This is a genomic window from Rhizobium sp. 268 (genome assembly GCF_036571585.1).
GTDB lineage: Bacteria > Pseudomonadota > Alphaproteobacteria > Rhizobiales > Rhizobiaceae > Rhizobium > Rhizobium redzepovicii.
Window position 1 is genome coordinate 130532 of the sequence record NZ_JAPPSO010000009.1, and the last position, 12477, is coordinate 143008.

Consider the following 12477-nt stretch of genomic DNA (forward strand, 5'->3'; position numbering starts at 1 on the left):
AGTATGCAATGCTCAAAGGGTGATTGACCAAGACTTACCGTTTTTTGGTCAACGAATAGGCAAAATGATTCCGAGGGAAGCAATCTGGACTGGCGCACCGAACGGGCGTTCTTGCGTCAAAGCGCTGTTCCCTCCGGCGGTTCCGCCTGTGCGTCCACCACAATGAGGCGTTTCGCCTCGGATCGACAGCCGCCCATGTATCCGCAGCCTCTGCGAGGGTGGGGTGGCGGCGGTGTGGCACGACCGGATCAACCGGCCGAAATCCTGGGACGCCAATGCTTTAATGCGTTCTTGCACAAGAAAGCGCCCGCCGGGGGAGGATCCGGCGGGCGCATTATGACGACTGGCAACTGGGAGGAGGAGTGTTGCCAGTCTTATCGCATCGCGCTTGGGAGGAGGAGTGCGCGGCTGCGAATCTCGTCACGGACAATCATTCCGCGGGCATCCGGCAGAACCGGGCCGGGGCGCCATCCCCGTGCTTCGATGTTATCTCTAAATAGTATGACTAATTGGATTTTTGCAGTGCAATAAATTCATGAGGGATATGCGCAGTATGCATACCTCTTCGAACATGCACTTATAATAGCGCTAATGACGTTAGCGGCCGGTTAATACTCGCCCCAATTTAGACCAATGAGGAATTTGTATATTTGTCGGGAGGACGTTTGCGAACCTCGATGCTGCGTCTATAACGACGAAAGCCGCAGCGCCGGAACGAGCGTCGCGGAAATAAGGGTGGGAGCATGTATCGCGGAAGATTGGAGCGGGATCTCTCCCTCTGGGTGGGCAAAGGCCTGCTGGGGCAGGAAACGGCAGGCGCGCTTCTTGCCGAATATGACAGCCGCCCGGCAAGCTTCAGCCTTGGGCGGGTGCTGATGGCGCTGGCGGCGGTGCTGCTGGCAGCCGCCATCCTGCTGGTCGTCGCCTCCAACTGGGAGGCCATTCCGCGGCTTATCCGCGTCGGCGTGATCCTTGCCCTGATCTGGGGGGTACACCTTGCCGCCGCCCGAATGCTTGCCCGCGGTGCGTCAGCGGCGGCAAGCGGCTTGCTGATCATCGGCGCGATGAGTTTCGGCGGCGCCATCTCTCTGGTCGGACAGATGTATCATCTCTCCGGCGACGAGCAGACGGTGATGTATCTCTGGTTCGCCATCGCGACGATCTCGGCGATCCTGTTCCGCTCGGGTGCCGTGGCCGTCGTCGCGGGTTTCCTGTCCTGGGCATCCTTTGCCGTCTATCTCGAGAATTACGACACGCATTGGATAGGGCTCGATCCCTGGATGGCGCCCGTCATGGCGGCGATCGTCATCGGGCTGGTGCGGTATACTGGCGCCGAACGGGCCCGCCATCTCGCCTATCTGCTGCTGATCGGCTGGCTTGCCTGGCTCTATACGCTTTACGAGGAGATCGCCGTGGCGCTTGCCTTCGCGATCGGCGGCATGGTGGCTTTCGTCCTGACGGCGTTGCCTACCCGGTCTGTCGCCTCCCTGGTCCGGAGCGCCGGTGCGGCCCCGGCCTTCTACAGCTTCCTCGTCGCCGCGATCGGCTTCCTGCTGCTGCATATCGAAATCGAGGACGGCTGGCGGCTGGTGGTGCTGGGCGTGGCGACGCTTGCCGCCTCGGTGCTGGCGATCGCTCTGCATGGCCGGGACAACGGCGCGGTGCGTTATCTCGCTTATACGACCTTTGCCGCCGAGATGCTTTATCTCGCTTCCGTCACCGTTGGCTCGATCCTCGGCACGTCGAGCCTCTTCCTGTTCTCCGGTCTCGTCGTCGCGCTGGTTGCCTGGATCGTCATTCGTCTTGAACGGCGCTTTTCGGCGAATGCACAGGGGGAGGGCGCATGAACTCGCTGATGGCAAGGCTGCAATCCGGCAAGGGTTATCTGCTTTCGGCAATCATCGTCGCCGGCCTGCAGACCGTGATCCTCGGCACGATCATCCAAAGCCGCGCGTCGATCCTCAACAATGGCGCTGAAGTGCTGCTGAAGACCGCGCCCGTCGACCCGCGCGATTTCCTGCGCGGTGATTATGTCGTCTTGAACTATGACATTTCCTCGGTGCCGGTGCAGACGGTCTCGGGCGGCATTCCGGCAGAACCCGGCGAGCGCACGTTATGGGTTCGGTTGAAGAAGCAGGAAGACGGTTTCTGGACGGTGATCGAATCGTCCTTTCACCAACTGCCGCCGCTGCCGGAAACCGTGATCCTGCGCAGCCAGCCCTTCTACAGCGGTGGACTTGCCGCCGGCGACAGCATCCGCGTCGAATACGGCATCGAGCGCTACTACGTTCCCGAAGGTCAGGGCAAGCCGATCGAGGAGGCCCGCAACGGCGGCAATGTCGCAATCGCCGTGCGCGTCTCGCCGGCGGGAAGCGCGCAGATCCGCGGTCTTCTCGTTGACGGCAAGCCGGTTTACGACGAGCCGCTCTACTGATCCGGCGGCTCGTCGGATGAGCGCGGTTTGCGGGCCGCAAATCCCTGTCATTTCCCGTTCATTTTTCCTTTGCCTCGACCAAATCGGGTGATATAGAGACGCCGCGCTCCGGAAGGCCTCATGCGCAGGCATAGGCATGCGGTTTTGTGAACGCGGGTATGGTGAAATTGGTAGACACGCCAGATTTAGGTTCTGGTGCCGCAAGGCGTGGGAGTTCAAGTCTCTCTACCCGCACCAAGCTGTTTGCAGGCGGGAGATAGTCGTCCCGAATACCCGGAAGCGAGTGCCGTTCCCCTTTGGGTGGAATGATACAGGAATTGGGAAAAGCCACGCGCGGCACGCTGCCGGCGTCGTGCTCATTGAAACGAACGGCGTCTGGGCACGGCCGCCAGGACATGAAGGTAGGAAGACATGCAGGTTATCGAAACGCTCGCTGAAGGGCTGAAGCGCGAAATCAAGGTCGTTATCCCGGCCAAGGACATGCAAGACAAGATGAACGAGCGTCTTGCCGATGTGAAGGACAAGGTCCGCATCAACGGCTTCCGTCCGGGGAAGGTACCCGCTGCTCACCTGAAGAAGGTCTACGGCAAGTCGATCATGGCCGAGCTCGTCAACGAGATCGTCCGCGAGCAGCCGTCCGCCATCCTCTCCAGCCGCGGCGAGAAGTCTGCCACGCAGCCGGAAATTGCCATGACCGAGGACAAGGACGAAGCCGACAAGATCCTCGCCGCCGAGCAGGATTTCGAATTCACGCTCTCCTATGAAGTGCTGCCGCCGATCGAGCTGAAGTCGGTCAAGGGCATCAAGGTCACCCGCGAAGTCATCGACATCTCTGACGACGAAGTCACCGAGCAGGTCCTGAAGGTTGCCGAAAGCGCCCGCGCTTACGAGACCAAGACCGGCAAGGCTGCCAACGGCGACCGCATCACCATGGATTACGTCGGCAAGGTCGACGGCGAAGCCTTTGAAGGCGGCACCGACCAGGGCGCCGAGCTGGTGCTTGGCTCCGGCCGCTTCATTCCGGGCTTCGAAGACCAGCTTGTCGGCGTCAAGGCCGGCAACGAGAAGACCATTACCGTGACCTTCCCGGCCGACTATCCGGCCAAGAACCTTGCCGGCAAGGAAGCCACCTTCGACGTATCGGTCAAGGATGTTGCAGCCCCCGGCGCCGTCGAGATCAATGACGAACTCGCCTCCAAGCTCGGCATCGAATCCGCCGATCGCCTGAAGGAGATCGTCCGTGGCCAGATCGAATCGCAGTACGGCTCGCTGACCCGCCAGAAGCTGAAGCGTCAGATCCTCGACCAGCTCGATGAGATGTACAAGTTCGAGACCCCGACCTCGCTCGTCGACGCCGAATATAACGGCATCTGGAGCCAGGTGAACAATGACCTCGCTCAATCAGGCAAGACCTTCGAGGACGAAGAGACCACCGAAGAGAAGGCACGTGAGGAATACAAGACGCTTGCAGAGCGTCGCGTCCGCCTCGGCCTCGTTCTCTCCGAAATCGGTGAAAAGGCCGGCGTCGAAGTCACCGAAGACGAGATGCAGCGCGCCATCTACGATCAGCTGCGCCAGTATCCGGGCCAGGAAAAGCAGATCCTCGAATTCTTCCGCAGCCAGCCGGGCGCCGCAGCTTCGATCCGCGCGCCGATCTTCGAAGAGAAGGTCATCGATCATCTGCTGACCGAAATCGACGTCACCGACAAGAAGGTGACCAAGGAAGAACTGCTCGCCGAGGAAGAGGGCGAGGCGAAGGCTGAAACCAAGAAGGCCGCCCCGAAGAAGAAGGCTGCCGCCAAAGCTGAAGCTGCCGACGCCGGCGAAGGCGAAGAAGCCGCCGCTCCGAAGAAGAAGGCCGCTCCGAAGAAGAAGGCAGCCGACGAAAGCGCCGAATAATCGCTTCCCGGTTTTGATGTTTGAAGGCCCCGCCATCGTGCGGGGCCTTTTCTTTTACGGAGCATCCGGCAGTCCCTCGTCTTCATCGGAAACAACAAATAGTTGCAATAAAGTATAATTCGGTGCAGATTTGCTGGTGGGTGGAGGGACCTGAAAGTGACCGCAAAGAACGACATGAAGAAGCTGGTAGAGGATATCTATGCTGTGCGTGGCCGCGGCGATATCGAGGGCACGCTGGCGCTGTTCGGGGAGGATTGTACCTTTCGGATGGCGGGCAATGCACGGATGGCGCCTCTTTCGACTGAATCCGGCGGGCCTGCCTTTCGTCAGGTGATAGAGCAGCTCATCACTGTCTGGGATCTATCCAAGATCAAGACAACCGGCATTTATGTGGACGAAGACGAGCATATGGTCTTCGCCCATCGCGAAGGTGAGGTCCGGCACATTCCATCGGGCGTGAGCTTCCATACGGAATTCGTCGACAAAATCCATTTCAAGGATGGGAAACCAGTCAAGATCGTCGAATTCGTCGACACGCTGCAAGTGGCTGAGATCATCCAGATAAACCAGGACGCTCAAACCTCAAGCCGCTAAAGCGCGTCGCATCAAACTTGATTCATGCGACGCGCTTCAGCGGAATTGCAATTCAATGCGCGGTCCGTGTCAGCTCCGCGACTTTTCTCACATGGCTGACGGCAGCAGTGCCGCCTGCTGTTTTGGTGAAGAGGCTGAGTGTTTCTTCCTCATCGTCGGCGACCGGCGTCAGGGCCTGATCCATATAGGTCTTCGACTTCGCTTCCCTTGAAATCAGGAATGCCGAAATGGTCAGGCCGATGATGGTGCCGGCGAGCGAAGCGTGTTTTCTGAATGTTTCCCAGGCAAAGCGCGGCCAGAAGACCAGCGGATTTTCGCGCGGCAGGTCAGGGCGCCGCTCCGAAGGCGTCTTCAGGCGGAGGAGGCCGCTCTGCAGCGGATGCACGTTTTCCAGCGGCACGGTGGTTGCGAAGGAGACGAGAACCTTGACAAGTCTTGCGAGCGGTACCCCGGTCGCCACGGCCCGGCGCAGCAGCGTCTTCATGTGATCAGGCGAATAATAGAGCGCCCAGGCCTCGTGGTAGATATCTTCCCACTCCTGCTTGCTCATCTTTGGATGCGCGGTGCAGACGTGTTCGACATCGTAGATGTTGAGATCGGCGTCCATCTCGACATTCTTCTTCCATAGGACCTGATGATCCTCGGAGCCGGGCAGTGGCGTCAGGATGAAGAATTCGATGACATCGAGCGGCAGCTCTTCCTGGATGATTGCGATGTCGCGGCGGATCGATTCCGGCGTGTCGGCGGGGAAGCCCAGGATATAACCGGCGAGCGTCATGATGCCCTGCGCCTTCCAGGCGAGCAGCATCTTGCGATATTCGGTGATCTTGTTCTGGTTCTTCTTGGCGGCCGTCAGATTGTCAGGATTGACGTTTTCGAGGCCGATGAAGACGCGGGTGACGCCGGCGCGCCGGGATTTTTCGATGAAATTCGGGATCTTGTGGCAGAGCGTGTCGACCTGGATCATCAGACCGAGCGGAATGCCGTCCCGCTCCTTGAGCTCGATCAGCCGGTCGAAAATCGCTTCCCAATCCTTGTTGCGGGCGAAATTGTCGTCGGTGATGAAGAATTTGTGGATGCCCTGCGCCCAGTTCATCCGCACAAGCTTTTCGACGTCATCGGCCGAGCGGAAGCGCGACTTGCGTCCCTGCACGTTGATGATGGTGCAGAACGAGCACTGATAGGGACAGCCGCGCCCGGCATCGAAGCTGGTGCTGAGCCCGAGCGTGCGCTGGATATTGTCCTTCGGCAGGAAGGGAACCGGCGTGCCGCCGATGCCGGGAAGGTCATTCATGAAATTGTAGAGCGGCTTCAGCTCGCCGCCTGCGGCATCGCGCAGCACCATTTCCAGCCGGCCCTCGGCCTCGCCGGCGAACATCGAGATGCCCATATCGCGGCAGGCTTCGAGCCCGACCGCCTTGCCGTCCAGCATCGACAGGCAGCCGGAAACATGAAAGCCGCCGATCGAAACCGGCAGGCCGGCATCGCGGAAGGGCCGGGCAATATCGAGCGCACGTGGATACTGGTTGGTCTGGACGCCAACCAGCGCGATCATGCCGAAATTGTCGTGGCGCTTGAACTGTGCGAGTAGCCCGGCGAAGTCGATCCGCGTATTGGTCTCGTCGATCACGGTGATGTCGATCGCCGTATCGGGCCCGAGCACTTTGCGTTCCGCGCATTCGGCAGCGATGCCATAGAGAGCCGCGAGCGAATTGGAAGGGATCATCGCCCGCCACCAGCGGATGACATAGCCGTCGTCGTCATAATGCGACGGCTTGATCAGGATCAGCTGAAAACGTCGGCGTGCAGCTTCCAAGACATGGGACAAGATTATCTATCTTTCTTCAGAAGCTTTTGCCGGAGGCAAAATGGCGTTGAATGCATCTATCAGGCATGGCGTATCAATACGATTCAGGCGGTCAAACTAAGGCGTAAAAAAACGGCGCTGCACGCAAAACGCTTCTCGCAGCACATTCCTCAATATACTACCCGATATCGAGCAGCAATGCGCGGTGGTCGGAGACCTCGGGCGCCTCGACCACTTCGAACCTGGCAATCTTCACCTCCGGTGTGACCAGCATGTAATCGGCAAAGCGGCCCTGCTTCAGATAGTAGGAGGTTCGCGTGTCTACAAGGCCGTTTCCGGTGACCAGCTCGGAAAGCCCGAGTCTGGCGAGAATCGTGAAAGTCTCGCTGTCGGGCAATATGTTGAAATCGCCGCAGACGACGAGCCCTTCGTTGCCGGGCCAGACCCGCTCGACAAGCGCAACCAGTGCGGCCGCCTGCTTCTCGCGGGCGGGTGTGTCGCCCTTGCCGGCCGGATCACGCAGGCCATGCATATGGGCGATGGTCAGGCTGGAAGCGTGCTCATGGCTGAAGACGCGGATGCAATGGGCGTTCCGCGGCCGCGGATGTTCACCCCAGCCATTGGCGGAAAACCTGCCATGCACGAAGTCCAGCCCCTGGGCGATGACCGAATGCGATTTGCGCACGAAGGTCGCCAGCCCGAATTCGGCGGCAATGGCGCTATCGCCGTTAAACAGCTCACCTCTCGATGTCGGGCAGAAGAAGCCGTCGTGGCCGGGCAGGGCGGCGCCGATCTCTGCAAACAGATTGGCGCGCTGAGGCAGCTCCAGCTCCCCATCCCGATAGATCGACCATCCCTCATTCGCCCCCGGCGCCCGCAACACCTCCTGCAGGCACAGCACATCCGCATCGGCCCGTCTCACATAGTCAATGAGGGCCTCGTGCAGCCTGCCGCCCCAGGCGTTCAGCGAAATGATGCGCAATAGCGTTCGGCTCCGTTTTGGCGGCCGGATCTAGACGAGCCCGCCGCTTATGAGACGCCCTCAGAGTTCCGACTTGATGTCGCCCATCCGGTTCCAGGCGTCGAGGCCGGCGATCTTGTAGGCTTCCGCAAGCGTCGGATAGTTGAAGGTGTTTTCGACGAAATATTCGACCGTGCCTTTGAGATTGAGCACCGCCTGGCCGATATGCACCAGCTCGGTGGCGCCTTCGCCGACGATATGCACGCCAAGCAGGCGGCGTGTCTTCAGCGAGAAGATCAACTTCAAAAGCCCGGTGTCGAGGCCCATGATATGACCGCGCGAGGTTTCACGGAAACGAGCGATGCCGCATTCGTAGGGAATGCCGCGCTCCTTCATCTCCTCTTCGGTCAGACCGCAGGTGGAAATTTCCGGCACGGCATAGATGCCGTAGGGGAAATATTTCGGCGGCTCCTTGGCAACCGCGCCGATCGCGACGCGGGCGGCGATGCGACCCTGTTCCATCGAGGTCGAGGCAAGGCTCGGAAAGCCGACAACGTCGCCGGCGGCATAGACGTTGGCAACCGATGTCTGGAATGTTTCCGGATTGACCTTGAGGCGGCCGCGGCTGTCGGCTTCGAGGCCGATCGCCGGAAGGTTCAGCGCGTCGGTTGCGCCCATGCGGCCGGCGGCAAACAGCACCATATCCGTTGTCAGGCGCCGGCCGCTGTCGAGTGTCAGCTCGACCTTGCCGCCCTCAAGCGTCTCCACCTTGTCGGCCTTCTGGCCAAGCAGCAGCTTCATGTTGCGGTCGCGCAGCTGATAGGTGAAGTCCTCGACGATTTCCTTGTCGATGAAGTCGAGCATCGTCGCCTTAGGGTCGATGACGGTGACGGCCGTGTCGAGCGCGCTGAAGATCGTCGCATATTCGATGCCGATGACGCCGGCGCCGATGACGACCATCGAGCGCGGCAATTCCTGGATATCGAGCAACTCGTCGCTGTCGAGAACGGTCTTGCCGTCGAAGGGGATGTAATCCGGACGGAACGGCTTTGTGCCGACGGCAAGCAGCACGCTGGCGGCGGTGACCTGGGTGATCTCGCCGTCATCCTTGATCACCTGCAGCGTCGACGCATTGATAAAGCTCGCCTTGCCGCGAATATGCTGCACGCGGTTGCGGGCAAACTGATGTTCCAGCACCTCGACCTCGTGATTGAGCGTGATCAGCAGGCGGCGGCGCAGATCATCCGCACTGATCTCCTCCTTGACGCGGTAAGACCGGCCGTAGAAGCCGCGTTCGCGCCAGCCTGAAAGATTGAGGGCGGTCTCGCGCAACGTTTTGGAGGGGATGGTGCCGGTATGCACGGAGACGCCGCCGACGCGTTTGCCCTGCTCGATGACAAGCACTTTCTTGCCGAGTTTCGCAGCCTGGATCGCGCCGCGGCGCCCTGCGGGACCGCTGCCCACCACAACAAGATCGTACTGAAGCATCATCTGGCCCCGGATTGGAAAGGAATCATTGCGCCGCGAAATGTCGCCCCTCTATCGGTAGCCGGTCAATGTTACAGATTGTTTTACGAGCGTCGATTCAAGCCCGCCTGTGCTTTTCAGATCAGCTTCAGCCCCTTCAGGCTGACATGGCCATCCCCGCCGATGATGCCATCGTCGTGGACGGGGATACCGGAGCGCCTTGGCCGCGTTGACGGGCTTGAATGGTTAAACGGCAATTGGCGTAAACCAAGGCTGATTGGCTGCCGCTGCGCAGTCAGCAACGGCATCGACGAATGCGACACCCTTGAGCCCATCATGTGCAGTCGGAATATCGCGTCCGATCGCTGTCGGTTCGCGTCCTTCGCGCTTGGCACGGATTGCTTCAGCAAAGCCGGCATACAGATTCGCAAATGCCTCGAGATAACCCTCGGGATGGCCGGGAGGTGTGCGGATCCGCGCTTTGGCGCCTTCGCTAAGGTCGTCCGCACCGCGTTTGATGATTTCAGTCCTTCCGTTCAGCCGAGCGTGCACGAGCTCGTTCGGTTGCTCCTGGAACCACGTTAGCGAGGCTTGCTCGCCAAACACCCGGAGCCGCACGCCATTTGATGATCCAAGCGCTACCTGTGAAGACCAGAGAAGTCCACGGGCGCCGCCTTCATAGCGCAGCATGACATGAGCGTTGTCATCCAAGGCGCGCCCTTCAACAAAGGTGGCGAGATCCGCGGTCAACGATTGAAGCTTGAGGCCTGAGACGAAGCCAGCCAGATGGTAGGCATGCGTGCCGATATCGCCGATCGAGCCACCACGACCGTTTTTCTTCGGATCAGTGCGCCAGGCGGCCTGAGCATTGCCTTTTGTCTCAATGGCGGTTGCCATCCATTCCAGCGGGTATTCAACTTGGACGGTACGGATCTTTCCGAGCTGACCGGTCGCAACCATATGCTTGGCTTCATGTATCATCGGATAGCCAGAATAGGTATATGTGACCCCCATGAACCGGCCGCTACTGCGAACCAAGTTTTCGAGCGCGACAGCGTCTTCCAAAGTTGCGGTCAAAGGTTTCTCGCAGATGACGTCGAAACCTGCTTCCAGAAAAGCCTTGGCGATGGGGAAATGAGTGAAATTGGGCGTGCAGATCGCAACGGCATCGATCCGATCCTCACGGCGGCTTTCGCCCGCGATCATCGCCTTGAAATCATCATAGGAGCGCGTGCGATCCAAACCTTCGCTTGCCGCGAAGGCGTGACCGCGGGCAGCATCGACGTCGAATGCGCCAGCGACCAAGGCCCACGCCCTGTCCTGGCGAGCCGCGATACGATGAATATTGCCGATATAGGCGCCGTTGCCGCCCCCCACCATTCCGAGGCGGAGCGGCATTTGCGAAGAAGAGTTTGTCGTCATGGCTGTCCTCAATCAAGTCCGAGCATGGCTCGATTGGCGTCCTTGTTGGCGCCGGATTTCACGAAGTCATCGAACGCACGGTCCGCTACCCTGATAATGTGCTCGCGGATGAACTTTGCGCCTTCCGCGGCACCGTCCTCCGGATGTTTGATGAAGCACTCCCACTCCAGTACCGCCCATCCATCGAAGTCATAGGTTGCCAGTTTGGTGAAGACAGCGCCGAAATCTACCTGACCGTCGCCGAGTGACCGGAATCGTCCGGCGCGCTTCGACCAAGGCTGGAATCCGCCATAGGCGCCCGTTTTGCCGTTCGGCCTGAACTCGGCATCCTTGACGTGGAACATCTTGATGCGCTCGTGGTAGTGATCGATGAATTCTAGATAGTCGAGCGCCTGCAGGACGAAGTGGCTCGGATCGTAGAGGATGTTGCAGCGGCGATGATTGCCGACGCGCTCAAGAAACATCTCGAAGGTCAGTCCGTCGTGGACATCCTCGCAGGGATGGATCTCGAAGCAGAGATCGACGCCCTGTTCATCGAAGTCGTTCAGAATTGGCATCCAGCGCCTTGCAAGCTCATCGAAAGCCTCGTCGACCAGGCCCTCCGGCCATTGCGGATAGGGGTAGAGATAGGGCCACAGCAGCGATCCGGTGAAGCTAACATGGCGATCAATACCGAGATTCCGCGAGGCGCGGGCAGCAAAACGCATTTGTTCCTCAGCCCATGCTCGGCGCCCGGCCGGATTGTTGTGGACATTGGCGGGGGCGAAACTGTCCATGATCCGGTCATGGGCAGGGTGGACGGCAACGAGCTGGCCCGTGATATGCGAGCCCAGTTCGGTCACTTCAAGGCCACTTTCCGCCAGCACCCCCTTGAGGTCATCGCAATACGTCTTGCTTTCGGCTGCCATCTTCATATCGATCAGGCGATTATCCCAGGTCGGGATTTGAACGCCGGCGAAACCTCTGGCCGCGACCCACCTGGAGAGGCTGGAAAGCGAGTTATAGGGGGCTTCGTCAGCTGCGAATTGGGCGAGATAGATGCCCGGTCCCTTGATCGTTTTCATGCTTTTTTCCTATTCGGATAAGGCTTCTGCCGGCGCCGGGGGGCCGCCGTCATAGGCTCCCCAGACCGATTGATCGAAATGAACGACGGAGCCTGTCATCATTCCCGAATCGTTCGATGCGAGAAAGAGGACGGCCCGGGCGACTTCTTCGGGCGCCAGAATGCGGCCAAAGGGTTGCGCCGCCGCGGCCGTGGCGAGCCAGTTGGGGTCGGCCCCGTGGTATTCGCGCTGAATGCGATCTTCGCCGTCAGACGCCATCCAACCGATATCGAGCTGGTTCACGCGGATCTGGTTGCGCATCAGGGCGTAGCCGGAGTTCCGGGTGAGCGTCGCCAGCGCACCCTTCGACGCAGAATAGGGAGCTAGAAATGGCTGGCCCGCATGCTCCGATGTCGAGCCGATATTGACCATACTGCCCTTGACGCCACCACGGATCATCAGTCTCGCCGCTTCCTGCATCAGAAAGAACGGTGCCCGAACGTTGACGGCGAACATTCGATCGAAAAGATCTGGAGACGAATTCAAAAGATTGCCTCGGTCAGTGAGGCCCGCGGCATTGACCAGAATATCGACTCTGCCGAATTCGAAGTCCGCTTTGGCGATGATCGACCGGCAATCTTCGACCTTCTCAAGATCCGCCGGGACAAATGTCACCGGCACCCCGGTTTCGCTCGTTATCGAGGCCGCAACGGCGTTGCCTTTCCCGGCATTTCGTCCGCAGGTGATGATGCCGGCGGCACCTGCTTTGGCGAAAAGTCGCGCAATTGCCGCACCCAGTCCCTGCGTCCCACCCGTGACGACGGCGATTTTTCCCTCGATACTGTTCATC

Annotated in this window: 10 protein-coding genes and 1 tRNA gene; 5 read left to right on the forward strand and 6 right to left on the reverse strand. The window is 59.8% G+C overall.

Annotated elements, in window-relative coordinates; translation table 11 throughout:
- Nucleotides 1-743: 743 nt before the first annotated feature.
- The 5 genes from OS035_RS18830 (at nucleotide 744) to OS035_RS18850 (ending at nucleotide 4927) form a co-directional block, all read left to right on the forward strand.
- Entirely contained in the window at nucleotides 744-1847 is a 1104-nt protein-coding gene (locus tag OS035_RS18830; RefSeq protein ID WP_331813980.1) for a DUF2157 domain-containing protein, read from the forward strand.
- Nucleotides 1844-2434: a GDYXXLXY domain-containing protein gene (locus OS035_RS18835; protein WP_097625297.1), complete on the forward strand. Its 591-nt coding sequence runs from the start codon at nucleotides 1844-1846 to the stop codon at nucleotides 2432-2434. The genes OS035_RS18830 and OS035_RS18835 overlap by 4 nt, the downstream gene beginning before the upstream one ends.
- 152 nt (nucleotides 2435-2586) lie before the next feature.
- Nucleotides 2587-2671: transfer RNA gene (locus OS035_RS18840), tRNA-Leu, on the forward strand.
- Between the two features lie 174 nt (nucleotides 2672-2845).
- Nucleotides 2846-4333, forward strand: coding sequence for a trigger factor (tig, locus tag OS035_RS18845; RefSeq protein ID WP_097625298.1), 1488 nt, complete (start codon nucleotides 2846-2848; stop codon nucleotides 4331-4333).
- Between the two features lie 156 nt (nucleotides 4334-4489).
- Nucleotides 4490-4927 carry a nuclear transport factor 2 family protein gene (locus OS035_RS18850; protein WP_310805372.1) on the forward strand — a complete coding sequence of 146 codons (438 nt, stop codon included), beginning with the start codon at nucleotides 4490-4492 and terminating at the stop codon, nucleotides 4925-4927.
- Between the two features lie 52 nt (nucleotides 4928-4979).
- On the opposite strand, the gene OS035_RS18855 is transcribed toward OS035_RS18850, so the two are convergent.
- The 6 genes from OS035_RS18855 to OS035_RS18880 form a co-directional block, all read right to left on the reverse strand.
- On the reverse strand, nucleotides 4980-6755 hold the full coding sequence (locus OS035_RS18855; RefSeq protein ID WP_183853666.1) for a B12-binding domain-containing radical SAM protein: 1776 nt from the start codon (nucleotides 6753-6755) through the stop codon (nucleotides 4980-4982).
- A gap of 157 nt (nucleotides 6756-6912) precedes the next feature.
- Nucleotides 6913-7716: an endonuclease/exonuclease/phosphatase family protein gene (locus OS035_RS18860; RefSeq protein WP_183777735.1), complete on the reverse strand. Its 804-nt coding sequence runs from the start codon at nucleotides 7714-7716 to the stop codon at nucleotides 6913-6915.
- Between the two features lie 60 nt (nucleotides 7717-7776).
- Nucleotides 7777-9183, reverse strand: coding sequence for a Si-specific NAD(P)(+) transhydrogenase (gene sthA / locus OS035_RS18865; protein WP_054183296.1), 1407 nt, complete (start codon nucleotides 9181-9183; stop codon nucleotides 7777-7779).
- Nucleotides 9184-9408: 225 nt separating this feature from the next.
- The gene (locus OS035_RS18870) at nucleotides 9409-10584 is read right to left on the reverse strand and encodes a Gfo/Idh/MocA family protein (RefSeq protein ID WP_239620335.1); all 1176 of its coding nucleotides are present in this window, start codon (nucleotides 10582-10584) and stop codon (nucleotides 9409-9411) included.
- 8 nt (nucleotides 10585-10592) lie between these two features.
- Nucleotides 10593-11648, reverse strand: a complete 1056-nt coding sequence (locus tag OS035_RS18875) for a sugar phosphate isomerase/epimerase family protein (protein ID WP_097625302.1) — start codon at nucleotides 11646-11648, stop codon at nucleotides 10593-10595.
- Nucleotides 11649-11657: 9 nt separating this feature from the next.
- Nucleotides 11658-12476 carry an SDR family oxidoreductase gene (locus OS035_RS18880; RefSeq protein ID WP_097625303.1) on the reverse strand — a complete coding sequence of 273 codons (819 nt, stop codon included), beginning with the start codon at nucleotides 12474-12476 and terminating at the stop codon, nucleotides 11658-11660.
- Between the last annotated feature and the right edge of the window lies 1 nt (nucleotide 12477).

What these genes read in the sequence shown, in the direction of transcription:
- OS035_RS18880 (WP_097625303.1), bottom strand. Translation starts at nt 12,476, where the DNA reads ATGAACAGTATCGAGGGAAAAATCGCCGTCGTCACGGGTGGGACGCAG.
- OS035_RS18870 (WP_239620335.1), bottom strand. Translation starts at nt 10,584, where the DNA reads ATGACGACAAACTCTTCTTCGCAAATGCCGCTCCGCCTCGGAATGGTG.
- OS035_RS18875 (WP_097625302.1), bottom strand. Translation starts at nt 11,648, where the DNA reads ATGAAAACGATCAAGGGACCGGGCATCTATCTCGCCCAATTCGCAGCT.
- tig (WP_097625298.1), top strand. Translation starts at nt 2,846, where the DNA reads ATGCAGGTTATCGAAACGCTCGCTGAAGGGCTGAAGCGCGAAATCAAG.
- OS035_RS18835 (WP_097625297.1), top strand. Translation starts at nt 1,844, where the DNA reads ATGAACTCGCTGATGGCAAGGCTGCAATCCGGCAAGGGTTATCTGCTT.
- OS035_RS18830 (WP_331813980.1), top strand. Translation starts at nt 744, where the DNA reads ATGTATCGCGGAAGATTGGAGCGGGATCTCTCCCTCTGGGTGGGCAAA.
- sthA (WP_054183296.1), bottom strand. Translation starts at nt 9,183, where the DNA reads ATGCTTCAGTACGATCTTGTTGTGGTGGGCAGCGGTCCCGCAGGGCGC.